This is a genomic window from Sedimentitalea sp. XS_ASV28 (assembly GCF_041224545.1).
Lineage (GTDB): Bacteria > Pseudomonadota > Alphaproteobacteria > Rhodobacterales > Rhodobacteraceae > Sedimentitalea.
This window is the reverse complement of the sequence record NZ_JBGFGP010000166.1, coordinates 322,865-339,128: the sequence shown is the minus strand read 5'-3', so window position 1 is coordinate 339,128 and position 16,264 is coordinate 322,865. Positions and strand designations below refer to the sequence as shown.

17 protein-coding genes are annotated in these 16,264 nt (G+C 61.0%); 4 read left to right on the top strand and 13 right to left on the bottom strand.

Annotation, left to right across the window (positions count from 1 at the left end):
- Positions 1–21: 21 nt before the first annotated feature.
- The 7 genes from AB9K34_RS20720 to AB9K34_RS20690 form a co-directional block, all read right to left on the bottom strand.
- Entirely contained in the window at positions 22–264 is a 243-nt protein-coding gene (locus AB9K34_RS20720) for a hypothetical protein (RefSeq protein WP_369956449.1), read from the bottom strand.
- A 167-nt stretch (positions 265–431) separates the two neighbouring features.
- Entirely contained in the window at positions 432–1,040 is a 609-nt protein-coding gene (scpB, locus tag AB9K34_RS20715; RefSeq protein ID WP_369956504.1) for an SMC-Scp complex subunit ScpB, read from the bottom strand.
- 56 nt (positions 1,041–1,096) lie between these two features.
- Positions 1,097–1,888 carry a ScpA family protein gene (locus tag AB9K34_RS20710; protein ID WP_369956447.1) on the bottom strand — a complete coding sequence of 264 codons (792 nt, stop codon included), beginning with the start codon at positions 1,886–1,888 and terminating at the stop codon, positions 1,097–1,099.
- A complete protein-coding gene (nagZ, locus tag AB9K34_RS20705) occupies positions 1,881–2,885 on the bottom strand; it encodes a beta-N-acetylhexosaminidase (protein WP_369956445.1) in 1,005 nt (334 codons plus the stop codon). The genes AB9K34_RS20710 and nagZ overlap by 8 nt, the downstream gene beginning before the upstream one ends.
- Positions 2,882–3,844 (bottom strand): SPOR domain-containing protein, encoded by a 963-nt coding sequence (locus AB9K34_RS20700; protein WP_369956443.1) that lies wholly within the window; start codon positions 3,842–3,844, stop codon positions 2,882–2,884. The genes nagZ and AB9K34_RS20700 overlap by 4 nt, the downstream gene beginning before the upstream one ends.
- A gap of 85 nt (positions 3,845–3,929) precedes the next feature.
- Positions 3,930–5,675, bottom strand: a complete 1,746-nt coding sequence (argS, locus tag AB9K34_RS20695; protein WP_369956442.1) for an arginine--tRNA ligase — start codon at positions 5,673–5,675, stop codon at positions 3,930–3,932.
- A 118-nt stretch (positions 5,676–5,793) separates the two neighbouring features.
- The gene (locus AB9K34_RS20690) at positions 5,794–6,963 is read right to left on the bottom strand and encodes a deoxyguanosinetriphosphate triphosphohydrolase (protein ID WP_369956441.1); all 1,170 of its coding nucleotides are present in this window, start codon (positions 6,961–6,963) and stop codon (positions 5,794–5,796) included.
- A gap of 82 nt (positions 6,964–7,045) precedes the next feature.
- Here AB9K34_RS20690 and AB9K34_RS20685 point away from each other — a divergent pair, with 82 nt between their 5' ends.
- Positions 7,046–7,369, top strand: a complete 324-nt coding sequence (locus AB9K34_RS20685; protein WP_369956440.1) for a HesB/IscA family protein — start codon at positions 7,046–7,048, stop codon at positions 7,367–7,369.
- A gap of 9 nt (positions 7,370–7,378) precedes the next feature.
- Here AB9K34_RS20685 and AB9K34_RS20680 read toward each other — a convergent pair whose 3' ends face one another.
- The 3 genes from AB9K34_RS20680 to AB9K34_RS20670 all read right to left on the bottom strand — a co-directional run bounded on the left by AB9K34_RS20680 (position 7,379) and on the right by AB9K34_RS20670 (position 9,850).
- Entirely contained in the window at positions 7,379–8,287 is a 909-nt protein-coding gene (locus AB9K34_RS20680; RefSeq protein WP_369956438.1) for a DMT family transporter, read from the bottom strand.
- On the bottom strand, positions 8,284–9,360 hold the full coding sequence (locus tag AB9K34_RS20675) for a hypothetical protein (protein WP_369956436.1): 1,077 nt from the start codon (positions 9,358–9,360) through the stop codon (positions 8,284–8,286). The genes AB9K34_RS20680 and AB9K34_RS20675 overlap by 4 nt, the downstream gene beginning before the upstream one ends.
- Before the next feature lie 67 nt (positions 9,361–9,427).
- Positions 9,428–9,850, bottom strand: coding sequence for a hypothetical protein (locus AB9K34_RS20670; protein WP_369956434.1), 423 nt, complete (start codon positions 9,848–9,850; stop codon positions 9,428–9,430).
- Here AB9K34_RS20670 and AB9K34_RS20665 point away from each other — a divergent pair.
- Together AB9K34_RS20665 and xth are read left to right on the top strand one after the other, a co-directional pair.
- Complete coding sequence (locus AB9K34_RS20665) at positions 9,849–10,256, top strand: hypothetical protein (protein WP_369956432.1); 408 nt, start codon at positions 9,849–9,851, stop codon at positions 10,254–10,256. The genes AB9K34_RS20670 and AB9K34_RS20665 overlap by 2 nt on opposite strands.
- The gene (gene xth, locus AB9K34_RS20660; protein WP_369956430.1) at positions 10,231–11,010 is read left to right on the top strand and encodes an exodeoxyribonuclease III; all 780 of its coding nucleotides are present in this window, start codon (positions 10,231–10,233) and stop codon (positions 11,008–11,010) included. Before AB9K34_RS20665 ends, xth begins: the two co-directional genes overlap by 26 nt.
- Before the next feature lie 9 nt (positions 11,011–11,019).
- On the opposite strand, the gene AB9K34_RS20655 is transcribed toward xth, so the two are convergent.
- Together AB9K34_RS20655 and dksA are read right to left on the bottom strand one after the other, a co-directional pair.
- Entirely contained in the window at positions 11,020–12,177 is a 1,158-nt protein-coding gene (locus tag AB9K34_RS20655; protein WP_369956428.1) for an FAD-dependent monooxygenase, read from the bottom strand.
- A gap of 74 nt (positions 12,178–12,251) precedes the next feature.
- Positions 12,252–12,674, bottom strand: coding sequence for an RNA polymerase-binding protein DksA (gene dksA / locus AB9K34_RS20650; protein WP_369956427.1), 423 nt, complete (start codon positions 12,672–12,674; stop codon positions 12,252–12,254).
- A gap of 184 nt (positions 12,675–12,858) precedes the next feature.
- Between dksA and AB9K34_RS20645 the strand changes: the two genes are divergently transcribed.
- A complete protein-coding gene (locus AB9K34_RS20645) occupies positions 12,859–13,698 on the top strand; it encodes an AAA family ATPase (protein WP_369956426.1) in 840 nt (279 codons plus the stop codon).
- A 133-nt stretch (positions 13,699–13,831) separates the two neighbouring features.
- Here the strand turns inward: AB9K34_RS20645 and AB9K34_RS20640 are convergent, their stop codons facing one another.
- Complete coding sequence (locus tag AB9K34_RS20640) at positions 13,832–16,264, bottom strand: DUF3772 domain-containing protein (RefSeq protein ID WP_369956425.1); 2,433 nt, start codon at positions 16,262–16,264, stop codon at positions 13,832–13,834.

Sequence of the window (16,264 nt, the reverse complement as noted above, 5' to 3'; positions counted from 1 at the left end):
TCGGCAGCGCAGATGCCGCCATCACATCTTGGTCATGCGCGCGGCACGCTTTGCCATCCGAACCGCACGACGGGCTCGGCGCTGTTCCTTGGTCATGGCGGGCGGCTTGCCTTTGGAACTTGGCGGTTGGTCCGGTCCCTGATCGGCCCCGCTCCGCCGCCGCGAATATCTGGATGCGGCATCGATGCCCGCATTGACGCCCCTGTTGACAGCCTTGCGCATGAATATCCGCAAAACCATGTTGATGACCTGATTCAGGTTCATACCGACCACCTCGCTACTGATCGAAGTATAGTTATCATCGCGCCATTTTCACGGCAAAAGAGCGTTATAGCATTTCGCGATAAACCTGAATCACCTAAAGCTGCCTGAAATCAAAGATTTCAACGCGTTAAGTGATACCAGATGTTTCAAGTTAATCGCGAAACGTTTTAATCCTCAAAGAGTTCGGGCTGTCCCGCCCCGATATCGTCGTCGTCCTCGTCCTTGTCGCTCACTGTCGGCAAGGCACTTGGCGGCAAGCGGTTCTCAAGCAGCCCCGCCGAACGCAATTCCTTTAGGCCCGGCAAATCACGTGCGCTCTCAAGGCCGAAATGATCGAGGAATTGCGGCGTCACGACAAAAGTCACGGGTCGTCCCGGAGTCATCTTGCGCCGCCCGAACCGGATCCATTCCATCTCGAGCAGTTGATCCACCGTCCCGCGCGACACCGAAACCCCCCGGATCTCTTCGATCTCGGCGCGGGTTACGGGCTGATGATAGGCGATGATCGCCAGCGTTTCGATGGCCGCCCGGCTCAGTTTACGCGTCTCGACCGTCTCTTTCTGCATCAGAAAGCCAAGATCCGGCGCAGTCCGGATCGCCCAGGCATCCCCGATCTTGAGCACCTGCACGCCGCGCCCCTCGTAACGCTTGCGCAGACGCACCAGAGCCTCGGCCGCGTCACAGCCATGGGGCATACGTGATTCCAGATCGCGCACGCTGACCGGTTCGGCGCTGGCAAAGAGCACCGCTTCGACCATGCGCTCCTGCTCGCCCATGGGTGGCGCCTGAAACAGGCTCTCTGATGGCGTCTCTTCGGCGTCACTCTCTTCGGTCACGAGCGTTCGTCTTTCCTGCGCAACTGTATCGGAGCAAAGGTTTCCGTCTGGCGGATCTCCAGATGGCCCTCCTTTACCAGTTCAAGCGAGGCGGCAAAAGTCGCCGCAGTTGCCGACCGTCGGCGCACCGGGTCAGTGTCCCAGCCATCCGGCATGTAGGTGGTCAGGTCGGTCCAGGTCCCCGCGAAACCGATCAGCGGGCGCATCCGTTCGAGCGCCTGCTCCATGGTAAAGACCGAATCGCGATCCATGACAAAAGGACGGAAGTCGTCCCGGGTGCGGATACGCGCATAGCCCTGCATCAGATCAAGCAGGGTCGCAGTATATGTCACGGTCTTGATGCGCGCGACATCCTCGGCCTGACCACGGGCAAAGAAATCCCGGCCCAGCCGGTCACGCCCCATCAGCCGCGCGGCGGCATCGCGCATCGCCTGCAACCTCTCGAGCTGAAAAGCCAGATGCGCGGCCAGTTCTTCGCCCGACGGCCCGTCCTCGGTCGGATCCGGCGGCAGCAGAAGGCGCGATTTGAGAAAGGCCAGCCACGCGGCCATGACGAGATAATCGGCGGCAAGCTCCAGACGCAGGGCCTTGGCCTTTTCGACAAAGGCAAGATACTGATGCGCGAGTTGCAAGACCGAGATTTTACGCAGGTCGACCTTTTGCGTGCGCGACAAGGTCAGCAACACGTCGAGCGGGCCCTCGAACCCGTCGACATCGACGATCAGCGCCTCGGCGGCAACGCGTTCCGCCACCGACATGCCATCGTCCTGAAAGGGTGTTTCAGCCATAGACCTTTCCGCTCATCAGGCGGTGAAGGTCGGCTTCGCAGGCCGGAATGTCAAGTTCGGAGGGGTCGCGCCGTGCCGCAAGCGCGGCCTCGGCGCGGTGTTGGGCGGCATCGGTCATGCGCCCCGCCGCCTCGGCCACCTCGGCGCGTTCCGACAGCGTACCATTGCAATGCAGGATCACGTCGCATCCCGCCGCAATTGCCGCGCGCGACAGATCGCCCAGCGACCCGGTCAGCGCCTTCATCGAAATATCATCGGTCATGATCAGACCGTCAAACCCGATCTGCTCGCGGATGACCGAGATCATGCGCGGCGAAATCGTCGCGGGCTGTGGATCGATCGCATCATAGACAAGATGTGCGGTCATCCCCATCGGCAGGTCATTCAGTGCGCGAAACGGTGCGAAATCCGTGTCATCCAATGCCTCGGCATTGACCGACACATGCGGCAGGTCAAAATGGCTGTCCTGCGTCGCCCGGCCGTGGCCCGGGATGTGCTTGACCACCGGCAGAACCCCGCCCGCCAGCATACCGTCCGCCGCCGCGCGTCCAAGCTGTGCCACCTGCCCGGGTTCTTCGCCATAGCACCGGTTCCTGAGAAACGCATGTGTCTGCGGCCCCGCAACATCAACCATCGGGGCACAATTGCTGTCGATGCCGTAGTCCCGCAATTCCTGGGCAATCAGCCGATAGCGCAGGTACATCGCCCGTTCGGCCCCGTCCCCCGCATTGGCGACATGCTCCAGCGGCGGCAGCCAGTCGCGCGCGAGCGGCGGGCGCAAACGTTGCACCCGCCCACCTTCCTGATCGATGGTGATCGGCGCATCCCGCCCCACCGCCTCGCGAAAATCGGCGCATAATGCACGTATCTGCTCCGGCGTCTCCAGATTTCGGGCAAACAGGATAAAGCCGAACGGGTCCACATCGCGAAAAAACGCTTTTTCATCGGCGCTCAGCCGCAAGCCATCCGCATCCAGAATCGTCGCGCCAAAGTTCATCGGGTGACGACCGGAATGCAATCCGCCTGTTCCGCGACAAGTGCCGAGCAGAACCGCCGCGCGTCGGCCAGATCGTCAAATCCCATGGCGCGCAACCGGTAAAAGGTGCGTCCGCCACTGCTGGCCTTTTGAACGACGCGCGACTTGCCTTCCATGTAATCGCCGAACTTGCCGGCAAGCCGATCCCATTCCTGAAGCGCCAGTTCCGGGCTTTCGAAGGCCCCCAGCTGCGCCAGACGCGTCCCGACCGGCAGGCTGTCGGGATCGACATCCAATCCGGGTTTCGTGACCACCGGTATCACCATCGCAGACGTGCCGACACTGCGGATCGGACGGATCCTGGGCCGCAGCGAACGCGCGGGCCCTGGGCCTGTCACCACCGCCGGCATCGGCTCTGCCCTGTCGCTTGCGGCCTGCGCCGACGCAAGATCGCCGGGCTGTTCCACCCGTGCCGCGGCCTTGACGATAGTTGCATCATTCTGCTCGTCCGATCCCGAAAGCACGCCGGCCAGAAGGCGATCGACCATCGAGCTGACGCTGCCGGATTCCGTCCTGCCTGCATCGGAGTCTTCCTTGGCGGCCATGATGTCATCACCCGGTTTCACCGGTTGATCCTCATCGGCAAGATCCACCGGTCGGGGCGCAAGAATGAGCCGGTCCGCCGGTGCCTCGGCAGCGCCCTGTACCGCAACCGCGTTCACCGCCAGCCCCTGGTGATCGGCCGGCATTCCGCCCGGATCCTCAGGCTGTACCCGCATCGGCCCCTCGACCGCGCGCACCACCGGAACGCCGCTGACATCCCGCATCACCAGCTGATAACCCCAGACACCGATGCCCGCGATCAGCGCCAGCGACGCAGCCGCGCCCAAAAGGTTGAGAGCCGTGCCAAGTGATGGCCCACCCGCTTCGCCGGATGACTCCTGTTCGTCCACGTCTTGCATGGAATAGATATCTGCCATGTCCGCCTCACTGCCCGTGCGCACCGTGACTTGTGGCGCAATGGGTTCTCGTTACTGCCTCGGACCGGCGTTTCGGGCGAAGTTCTTATCGCATCTCCTGCGCCGGCGTCACACCAAGAATACCAAGACCTGCGGAAATAACAACGGAAACGGCACGGGCCAACGCCATTTTCGACTGGCTGGTGGCAATATCACCGTCCTGAATGAAGCGCAGACCGGGCACGTCGTTGCCCCGGTTCCACAAGGCGTGGAAGTCTCCGGCGAGTTCGTAAAGGTAAAACGCGATGCGGTGCGGCTCGTTCGTGCGGGCGGCTATTTCGACCAGCCTCGGCCATTCGGCCAGCTTCTTTGCAACGCTCAGCTCGGCCTCGTGATCGAGCGCCGCCAGATCCGCCGCCAGCAATGTGGCGTCATCGACCGCAATGTCGGCCTCTTTGGCGCGCCGCATGACGCTCATCACCCGCGCATGGGCGTATTGGACGTAAAACACCGGGTTGTCGCGCGACTGTTCCAGCACCTTGTCGAAATCGAAATCCAGCGGCGCATCGTTCTTGCGCGTCAGCATCACAAAACGGGTCACGTCCGGACCAACCTGATCCACCACGTCGCGCAGCGTCACGAAGTTACCGGCGCGCTTGGACATCTTGAACGGTGCGCCGTTCTTGAACAGGCGCACCAGCTGGGCCAGTTTGATGTCCAGCGGCACCTTGCCATCGGACAGCGCCGACACCGCCGCCTTCATCCGCTTGACATAGCCTCCGTGGTCCGCGCCGAACACATCAATAAGCGCGTCGAACCCCCTGGAAACCTTATCATAATGATAGGCGATATCCGGCGCGAAATAGGTCCACCCGCCATCGGATTTCATGATCGGTCGATCAACATCATCGCCATGCGCGGTGGATTTGAACAGGGTCTGTTCGCGCGGCTCCCAATCTTCGGGCGTCTTGCCCTTGGGCGGTTCCAGAACGCCGCGATAAATCAGCCCCTTGGCGCGCAGATCCTCGATCGCGGCCTCGATACGCCCGGTGCCATAAAGCGACTTTTCGGAAAAGAACACATCCATCCCGATGCCCAGCGACGCGAGATCCGAGCGGATGAGTTCCATCATCGCATCGGTTGCATAGTCGCGCAGCGCCTCCAGCCAGACGCTCTCGGGCTGGTCGACCCATATGTCGCCTTTGTCGCGCGCAAGCTCTTCGCCGACCGGGATCAGATAGTCGCCGGGATAGGTGCCGTCCTCGAACGCCACCTCCTGGCCCAGTGCTTCAAGATAGCGCAGATAGACCGACCGCGCGAGCACATCGACCTGCGCCCCGCCATCGTTGATATAGTATTCGCGCGTGACATCGTGCCCCGAGAACTGCAGCAGGCTGGCCAGCGCATCGCCAAAGACTGCCCCCCGTGTGTGACCCACATGCAGCGGCCCGGTCGGGTTGGCGCTGACGAATTCGACATTGACCTTGCGTCCCTGGCCCATCCGGGAGCGGCCAAAATCGGTTCCGGATTGCAACACCTGCCCGATCACGCCCTGCCACACGACGGGCGCAAGCCGCAGGTTCAGAAAGCCGGGTCCCGCGACCTCGGCCGATTGCACACGCGCATCCTCCGCGAGCTTGCCCGCCAGCGTTTCCGCGATGTCCCGCGGCTTCAGGCGCGCGGGTTTTGCCAGCACCATCGCCGCGTTGGTCGCCATGTCGCCATGCGCCGCATCGCGCGGGGGTTCGACCGCGACATTCCGGAAATCCAGACCTTCGGGCAAGGCGCCCTCGGCGACCATTGTGTCCAGGTTCTGCAGGACAAGCGTGCGAATATCGGCAAACAGGTTCATCTTGGTATCCTTAGGCTTTGGCGCGGTGTATCACGCGCGCCGCGACGGTCAATGCTCCGCGCCAGCGGCAGTTGCGGCACGGTAAATGATGTATTCGCGCTGCGTCGGGCCCAAACACCTAGATCGGCGGCCGCCGATCCGGACCATCACCCGCGCCGCACAGGCGCGCATGTTCCTGGAGCGCGAACCGGTCGGTCATACCGGCGATGTAATCCGACACGATCCGCGCCAGTGTGGTCTCGCCCTCGGCCTCGTCGACATCCTTGCGCCACTGTTTCGGAAGCTGGTCCGGATGCGTCATGAAATATGGGAACAGGTCGTTCACGACGTCGGTAACCTCGGCCCGCATCGTCACCACGCTCGGTGCGCGATACATGCGTTGAAACAGGAATTCCCGGATGACCTTGAGATCGGCGAAAATCCGGTCCGAGAATTGCACGATCGCATGCCCCGCATGACGGACATCCCTGGCGCTTTGCGGATTCAGCGCCTTCAACCTGCCTCGCGCCACGGTGATGACGTCTTCAACCAGCACGCCGAAAAAGCGGCGCAGCGCCTCGTGTCGACGGCGGTAATAGTTCAGCCCAGGATAGAGGCGATCCACCTCGGCAAAGTTTTCCGAGAGAATCGGCAGTTCCGCGAGTTCATCCGTCGAAAACAGTTCCGCACGCAACCCGTCATGCAGATCGTGATGGTTATAGGCCACATCGTCGGCAATCGCCGCAACCTGAGCTTCGGCGCTGGCAAACGTGTGCAGTTCCAGATCATGCCGGGCATTGTATTCCTCAAGCGCCCAGGGGATCGGCGCGGGCACCGGCCCGTTATGCTTGGCGATCCCTTCCAGCGTTTCCCAGGTCAGGTTCAGACCATCAAAATCCGCATAATGCCGCTCAAGATGCGTGACGATACGGATCGCCTGCGCATTGTGATCGAAGCCTCCATAGGGCTGCATCAACGCATGCAGGGCGTCCTCCCCCGTGTGTCCGAACGGCGTGTGACCCAGATCATGCGCCAAGGCCACCGCCTCGGTCAGTTCCGCGTTCAGCCCCAGCGTACCCGAGATGGTCCGGGCCACCTGGGCCACCTCGATGGAATGTGTCAGCCGGGTCCGGTAATAGTCACCCTCGTGTTCCACGAACACCTGCGTCTTGTGCTTCAGCCGCCGAAACGCGCTGGCATGGATGATCCGGTCGCGGTCGCGCTGAAAGCACGAACGAAAGTTGCTCTCTTCCTCCCGCACCAGCCTTCCCCTGCTGGCCGACGGGTCCGAGGCATATGGGGCGTGCATTCTCGGTTGTCCTTGTCGCCTGTCCATGAGGTTTCTATATGATAGGCAGAGGTCTATTGAAACCGCCGCGGAGTAAGCAACGATGAACCTGCCCCCAAAAGTCACGGACCGTGCCTTTGCGCGGCTTGCCGAGATCGGTGCATCGGATCAGGGCCAGGCCCTGCGCGTCGCTGTTGAAGGTGGCGGGTGTTCAGGCTTTCAATATGAAATCGCGCTCGATACCCCGGCCGAGGACGATCTGGTGCTTGAGGGTCAGGGCCAGAAGGTCGTGGTCGATACGGTGTCGCTGCCGTTTCTGGAAAACGCTGTGATCGATTTTACCGAGGAACTGATTGGTGCACGATTTGTCATCGAGAACCCCAACGCCACCTCTTCCTGCGGGTGCGGGACGTCGTTTTCATTGTAAATCAAATAGTTACAGATCAGAATTGACGCGCCTCGGCGTTCCCGCAATCTTGCCCCGTGGTGCCGCAGGCGCGAACTGATCCCAGACTAGGAACAGGCCGCTGCCGATAACGATTGCCACGCCCAGATAGGTGCCGGGTGCCGGCAATTCATCAAAGATCACGGCCCCCAGGACCACCATCCAGACAAATTGCAGGTTCATCAGCGGAGTCACCGCGTAGGCCGCAAGCAGCCGCAGCGCGATTACCAGCAACCAGCGCGCACCGAACAGCAGCGCCGCATAGGCCGCAACCAGCCCCAGATCGGACAGCGGCATCGGCTTCCAGACAAAGGGCAATGCAACGCCCATCACGGCAAAAATCGCAAGATTCGGATAGAAGACCTGCGCGAGGCTATTGGTTTCATATCGCCCGATAAAGCGCGCCATAACCATGGAAAATGTGCCGAACAGAGCGGCGGCCATGGCAAATCCATGTCCGAGCGTCACCGCACCAAGCCCCGCCGGAAACAGGCACATGACACCGACAAATCCCGCAACCAGCGCCGCCCAGGCCGCCGGGCTCACATGCTCGTCCAGGATCAGACCCGACATCAACCCTGCGAGAATCGGCATCAGGCCAATGAACAGAAAGACCTCGGCGAAAGGCAGATAGCGGAACGCGTAAAAGAACGAGACCGCGGCCAACACCGTCGCCCCGGACCGAAGCGCCATTGCACGCGGGCAAGCGGTACGAAATCCACGCCGCTGAGAGCGATGCCGGTCGGCACATGCGCTGAGCGCGACGACGAACAGACCGGACAGACAGAACAACTGCGGTGCCGCATATCCGCCCGCGATCAGCTTGGTGATCGCATCTGCCGACGAAATCAACGCCGTGTAGATGACGACGAGGCATGCACCAAACGCGGCTGCCTTCACAATGCCACCCCGCGCAGGCCGGTGCGCGCAAAACCGGCAAAAAAGTCCTCGAACTTCGCGCTGCTCTTCTGCGCTTCACAGAGAATTTCATGGCCGGTTTCGGTCAGCGAGTCTTCGACATGGCTGCGCATGCTGCCCCAATCCGCGCTGCGGGCATCCTCCAGCCGGAACATGCATTCCGAAATCTCGCGCAGTGGTGCGGCAAAGGGCGCAGCCCTGAAAAACGCCATCCGCTCATTGCTGGCCGGCTTGCGGAACGTGTCCCGTCCGGACACGGCCATCAGCCAGTTGCAGACGAAATAGTCGTGGTAGTTGTCGGCGGTGTTGACCTGCGGGCCGGTTTCCACGCCGAAGCGATGGGTTTCACGTTCCAGCCAGGTTTCCCAGATCTCCGACGGTTCCTGGCCTGCATATCGCATGGCAACGCAAATCTCGGCCAAAAGATCGGCATTCTGATCCAGATACGCGAGGATACCCGCAAATTCGAGCGACGTCCTGGCATCCTGAGACAGGCCCGGGTCACGCCGGCCGTATTCGCTCAGATAGAACACGATGTGGGTCAGTTCGTAGGCGGCCTTCTTGTTCGGCATCGCAAAGGTGTCGGAGCGGTCGATGAACCTGCGCACGCGATCCTCGAGACCGGCGTCGCCCGGAAGCGGGTCAACCCCCCGTCGCTTCATCAATCGACGCGCTTCGAGCCGCTGCAAATCGGACAACTCTGCCTCGGCAAGCCCCTCTCGGGCCACCCAGTGCGACAGCGCCTCGGCCTTGCTTCCCGCCATCCCGAGATCCTCAAGATCGAGACAGATCGACAGCAGGAACCGGTAATATTGCGGAAAAAACCCGAGGCGCTTTTCGACCTGGTCATAAAATCCCTGGTGCGGCTCCAGCGCCTGATCCGGCAGCGACAGGTCGGTGCATTCCAGGATGTTCAAGAGCTCGGCGTTTTCCTTCAGCCAGAACACATCATCCCCGAACCGGCGATGCTGGGCGAAACTGGCGATCAGCGCGGCGCGCCGCGCTGCACCGCTTTGACGCTGGGACGGGACGTTCAGACGGATGACATTCGACATTGGGATACCCTTTGCAAATGGCGTCTCTCTGAACGCCCCGTTTCCAACTTGGACGATCAGACCGGGCTTAGCTGCCGGACGAGAACATCTCGGTCCGTTCACCCAGCGATGCCTCGCTGCTGGCGACAGGAGCAGACCCGGACGAGAACATCTGCGTGCCCTCGCCGCTGATCGCGTCACCGCTGGCAACAGGTGCCGAGCCGGACGAGAACATCTGCACCAGGTCGCCTGACATCGCGGTCGATGCAGAAACCGGAGCCGAACCGGACGAGAACATTTCTACCCCGTCTCCGGTGATCGTTGCGCTGGTGGCGACCGGCGCGGAACCCGAGGAAAACAGGGCCGTTGCATCCCCGGTCAGGGCGTCATTCTGACAGGTCGGAGCCGAGCCGGACGAAAACATCTCCGTGCCGTCTCCATCGAACAGGCTGCTTGTCCCCTCATTGAAGGTAACATCCTGAAATTCCGTGATTTTACGTTGAGCATTCATGGCTGTGATCCTCGGTGTTGGAGTTGATTACCCCTCGACGCTTGCATCTCACAGTAGATTCTCAAAGAACTTTTTCTTGGCTAGGTTGCAGAATCGGCAACTTATCCACATGAAAAATTCGGGCCAGCCGGTTGACGCTGTACAAAAACAGGTTGACGCAGAATGCGTTAAAAAAATGTTATCCACATGGCCAAACTGTGTAGAAACGATGCGCTTACCTTTGGTCAACGCCGCCGAATCAGATCGCAATTTCGAAGGTCTGACCCATCAGCGATTCGATCTGACACAATATGTGTCAGGTCATGGGCGAGCCGTTGTCCTTGCCCTGCGCGCCCGCATCGGCGATAGATCGACAGGGGGCATCGGGCCGGGGAAACAGGATGAAAATCGCAACATTCAACATTAACGGCATCAAAGCACGGGCACAGGCACTACCCGCATGGCTGGACGATGCGCAGCCCGACGTCGTCCTCCTGCAAGAGATCAAGTCCGTGGATGATAATTTCCCCCGCGAGCTGTTCGAAGACCGTGGTTACAATGTCGAAACACATGGTCAAAAATCCTTTAACGGCGTCGCGATCCTCTCAAAATTCCCGCTCGAGGACGTCGAGCGCGGATTGCCCGGCGACGAGTCTGACGAACAGGCCCGCTGGATCGAGGCGACGGTCGTTGGCAAATCCGCCGTGCGTCTCTGTGGTTTGTATCTGCCCAACGGAAATCCCGCCCCGGGACCAAAATTCGACTACAAGCTGGCCTGGATGGATCGCCTGCGCACCCGTGCTGTCGCGCTTCTGGCGCAGGAACAGCCTGCGTTGATGGCTGGCGATTACAACATCATTCCGCAGTCCGAGGATGCCAAGACGCCAGATGCCTGGCGCGAGGATGCCCTGTTTCGCCCCGAGAGCCGCAATGCCTATCGGCGCATCGTCAATCTGGGCTTTACCGATGCCTTGCGCGCCCGCACGCAGGCGCCGGAGAACTATTCGTTCTGGGATTATCAGGCCGGAGCATGGAACCGGAACAACGGTATCCGCATCGATCATTTCCTGCTCACCCCGCAAGCTGCGGATCTGCTGGTCGATTGCCAGATCGACAAGGAGATTCGGGGCCATGACAAGCCATCCGATCACGTGCCGGTCTGGATCGAGCTTGACGCCTGACTCCGTGCGTCAGCGGGTCACGTCATGCCCATAAATCCACTCGTATCGCCGCGCGATGCGCGGTCCAAGCAGCGATAGACCGAGCTGCGCCAGTTGGCGCATCGGTGTCCTGAGGTGAAAATTTCGCGCATTCGCGGCGGCTGCGGCGACCACACGCTGCGCACGGTCGCGGCGTGCCGACTCATAGCGCGTCAAACCGCTGGCGGCATCCGTCGCGTGAGTCAGGCAATGCGCCAGAACCCAGGAATCCTCCAGCGCAAGGCACGCCCCCTGCGCCATGAAAGGCAAGGTCGGGTGCGCCGCGTCTCCGACCAGTGCCAGACGCCCATCCTGCCAACGCGATGCGACCGGATGCAGGAACAGGGCCCACAGATACACATCCGTCACCGCACCGAGTTGATGGGCGACATCCCCGCCGAACCCCGCGAACCTGCTGCGCAATTCCGCGGCGTCGCCACGATGTCGCCACCCCTCTTCACGCCAATCCGTGCGCTCTTCGACCGCGACGATGTTCAGCTCCCGTCCGGAGCGGATCGGATAGGTCACCACATGCCGGCCCGGCCCCATGGTCAGGGTCGCCCTGCGATCAGCCTTGGCCTGTCCCCAGGGGATCGTCGCACGCCACGCAACCTGCCCGGTAAAACGTGGCGCTCCCTCTTCTCCGACAAGCGCGCGTCGCAACAGACTGCGGCCACCATCCGCCGCAACCACCAGATCCGCGTGTTGTGCCCGACCGTCCGTCATCTCGATCCGGGCGCCGCCCTGCTCCGCCTCACAGGACGTGACCCGTTGCCCGAGAACAAGCTCGACGCCCATTCGCTCCGCCGCCTTGCGCAAGAGATCGATCAGGTCGGCGCGATGAAAGTAATAGGTCGGACCCGCTGCCGGAGCGGGCATGACTGTCACCTCCCGCCCGGAACGACAATCACGGATGACCGTGCCGGCAGAGCGCAATCCCGGTCCGCCCTCGCCTCGCGGCAGAATGTCGAGCGCGTGCAGAACCGCCATCCCGTTGGCGCTGATCTGCAGGCCCGCACCCACTTCGGTCAACTCCGCCGCCTGCTCGAACACCCGGACCTGCGCGCCCGAACGACGCAGCGCAATGGCCGCCGACAGGCCGCCGATCCCGGCGCCGACCACAACAATGTTCAGATTTTTCAGCGCCATGGTGCCCCCCTGAAACAACAAACGCCGGAGCAAGCGCCCCGGCGTACACAGTTCGTCACACCCGGTCCGGGCGATCAGTCGTCGCGGTGCACTTTCTCGCGCCGTTCATGCCGTTCCTGCGCCTCAAGGCTCATGGTGGCGATCGGGCGTGCATCCAGCCGCTTCAGCGAAATCGGTTCTCCCGTCACTTCGCAATAGCCGTATTCGCCGTCCTCCACCCGGCGCAGGGCGCTGTCGATCTTGGCAACCAGCTTTCGCTGGCGGTCCCGAGTGCGCAATTCAAGCGCCCGATCGGTCTCTTCGCTGGCACGGTCGGCAACATCCGGAATGTTGCGTGTCCCGTCCTGCAATCCTTCGATGGTATCGCGGCTACCCGCCAACAACTCGTTCTTCCAGTCGATCAACTTGCGGCGGAAATATTCCAGCTGCATGTCATTCATAAACGGCTCATCCTCGGCCGGGCGATAGTCATCCGGCAGAAAAACGTCCTGCTTCATCTTAGCTCCCTTGGATTGGCCAACATCGTCTGGCAATGGTACTTCCCTGGATAACCGGCTCCTCACTGTGGCTGCGTTTAGCTGACGCTATTCAGAATGTCACTACACAATCCTGCGCGGCTCGGGTTAAAAGCACGGCCAACCGGTCTCCCCCGTGGAACCAACACCAAAGGGTTGTAAAAACATGAAATTTCAAGGCACCGAAAGTTACGTAGCGACAAGTGACCTGACCATCGCCGTCAACGCCGCGGTCACTCTGGAGCGCCCTCTGCTGGTCAAGGGCGAGCCCGGAACCGGCAAGACAGAACTTGCGCGTCAGGTCGCCGACTCCCTGGGCCTGCGGATGATCGAGTGGAACGTGAAATCCACCACCCGCGCGCAACAGGGCCTCTATGAATATGACGCGGTGAGCCGCCTGCGCGACAGCCAGCTTGGCGAAGAACGGGTGCATGACGTGTCAAACTACATCAGGAAAGGCAAACTCTGGCAGGCGTTCGAATCCGAGGAAAAAGTGGTTCTGCTGATCGATGAGATCGACAAGGCCGATATCGAGTTTCCAAATGACCTGCTTCAGGAACTCGACAAGATGGAGTTCTTTGTCTACGAAACCGGCGAAACAATTCGCGCGGCGCAGCGCCCGGTTGTCATCATCACCTCGAACAATGAAAAGGAACTGCCCGACGCGTTTCTGCGACGTTGCTTCTTTCACTACATCCGCTTCCCGGATGAGGCGACGATGCGCAAGATTGTCGAAGTCCACCATCCCGGCATCAAGGACTCGCTGCTGACCACCGCCCTGACCCAGTTCTACGAACTGCGCGACCAGCCGGGACTCAAGAAGAAACCGTCGACATCCGAGGTGCTCGACTGGTTGAAGTTGCTTCTGGCCGAGGATCTGACCGCAGAAGATCTCAAGCGGGACGGGGCCAACGCGCTGCCGAAACTGCATGGTGCCTTGCTCAAGAACGAGCAGGATGTGCACCTATTCGAACGCTTGGCCTTCATGGCACGCAGCCAGAGATAGCACTCAGGCTCAGACCCCGCACGATCGGGGATGGCCGCCGCGCTTGGCGAGAGAGAACTGTGACACGAATACGTTGCGGCACTCGCGCACCCACGCTGGTCCGGCCACCCCGTCGCTAACGCGACAGGAATTTTCAGTAGTCATCCCCGGCGTCGTTATCCATATCGACCTCGGTCATCTCAACCGGTTTCGAAGACGGCGAAGCGTCAGGCGTCGCGGTGTCCCCGGACCCCTCTTCGGCAGGCACTGTGCCAAGCGCCTCGGGATTGCGAATCCAGATGTCGCGCTGCGCGAAGGGGATTTCGATCCCTTCCTCGACAAAACGACGCGCGATCTCGTGATTCATGTCGGACTTGACCGACAGAACCCAGTTCACATCCCGAAGGATCGCGCGGATTTCGAAATCCAGCGAGTCCGCTCCGAACCCCTTGAACACCACGCTCGGAGCCGGATGCGCCAACACCATGGGGTGCGCATTCGCGACTTCGGACAGGATGGTTTCGACCTTGCGGGTATCGGTTCCGTAGGCAATGCCAACAGGAACGATGACGCGTCCGATGGTGTTGCCACGCGTGTAATTGGTCACTGTGCCGCTGATGAGATCCGAGTTCGGCACGATCACATCGGTCCGGTCAAAGGTCTCGATCCGCGTGGAGCGCACCGCGATATCGCGCACATAGCCCATCTGGCCGTTCACATCGATCCAGTCGCCCTTGGAAATCGGACGCTCGATCAGCAGAATGATGCCCGAGACAAAATTGGACACGATGTTCTGAAGGCCGAACCCGATGCCGACCGACAGCGCACCGGCCACGTAACCGAGCGCGGTCAGATCGATACCGGCGCTGATGATTGCCACCAGTGTCGTGATGAAGATACCGATATACCCGACCCCGGACACCACAGCGTTCTGTCCGCCGGGATCCATCCGTGTCTTTGGCAGCAGCGAATTGCGCAGCCCGCTTTGCAACAGCCGCGTCAAAGTATAGCCGATCGCAAAGACCACGGCGAACACGATGAAGATTGTCGGCGAAATCCGGATCCCGCCGATGACGAAACCGCTCATGAGCAGCGACCAGGCTTCGGCAAGCTGAGCCGGGCGCGCGCCCCAGATCAGGGCCAGGATCGGCAATGCCAGAAGCGTCAGCACGAACCCGACAATGACGATCAGCAGCGAGTCCGCCGCCGCCTCGCCCTTGCCTGAAACCCATCCGTAGACGTTGGCGATGAAGCGGTGAAGAATGACGAAAGTCGCCATGAGCGCGATTGTCTCAACCGCCGGAAAGACAATTGCTACAGCGGCGGGGACATATCCGAAAATCGCCAGCAACGGCGACAGAATCCCGAGCATGTATACAATACGCTGCACCATGTCGATGACGCTGGAAAACCCGACCCTGCGGCCGTCGTCTCCTTCGCCTTTTTCGACCTCGGGAGCAGGTGGTCTGCTCAGCCGCATCACCCGCAAGAGCAATAGACCCGTTGCCAGGATCAGTGGAAAGTAAATGACCGCAAGCGTTCCGGAAGAGGGAGAGTCAATCCGTTCGAACAGGCGAATCAGATCATGCAGGACCAGGGACAACGCCAGCAGACCCACATAGATCCTGTATTTCGTCGCATTCGCCGCAACGTGACCCTCCGGATCGATATTGACCGCGTGGGTGACGAATTGCCTGCGGATCCAGTCGAGATACAGGAATATCGCGGCAAGATAGGGTATCTGCTGCACCAGCAGCGTGCCCCGCACGCCGAGAATGCCGGAAAACTGCATCGCACCGCAAAGAAAGACGACACCGACCCAGGGGATCAGGATACGTGTCAGCGAGATCACGAAGGTCCAGACACCACTCCCGGCCCCGCCGAACGAGCGCAGGTATTTACCTATCCGGTCGGACCACCGTTTGCCTTTGACGAGCAGGATCAGCCCGATAACCGTGAGGGCTGCAATCGCAGGCAATCGGTCCTGTACCTGCGCCCGGACCGCCGCGATCCCGATATTCTCTCTTGTCTCATGAAAGAGCCGCCGAATGGCCTGTCGCGTTTCGCGATAGGCCTCGGGCAGCAACGCCAGGTTCAGCGGCGATGGTCCACGTGACAAGAGTTCCTGCTTGGTGCTAGACCAGATCGCCGTGTCGATTTCACTTATCAGGCCATTGGCGCGGCTATAGGCCTCTTCCGAGATGACCTGCGGCACGCGCAGGTTGTCGAGTTGATCATTCAGGCGCTGTCGTAGATCTGCAATGTCCTCGGCCTCGGTCGCGCCGTCCTCAGGCGGCGGGCCGAGCGCCTCAAGCTGGCTTTCGAGTGTTTGAATCCGGTCGCTGTTGCGATCACGACCGGAGTTGAACGTATCTCGAAACTCCACGATCTCCGCGCGAAGCTGTTCCAGCGACGCGTTGGAAGCCCGCTTGGTGTTCAGTACCGCTTCGGCGCGCTGCGCCGTGGCCAGCCAGCGGTCGTGGAATGCGCGTTGATCATCGGTATATTGCTGCGCGCCAGCCAGCGTTCCGACCGACAGCAAGGCAATCGAGAACAGCGCGAACAGAAGGGCGCGCAGCGGCCGCAT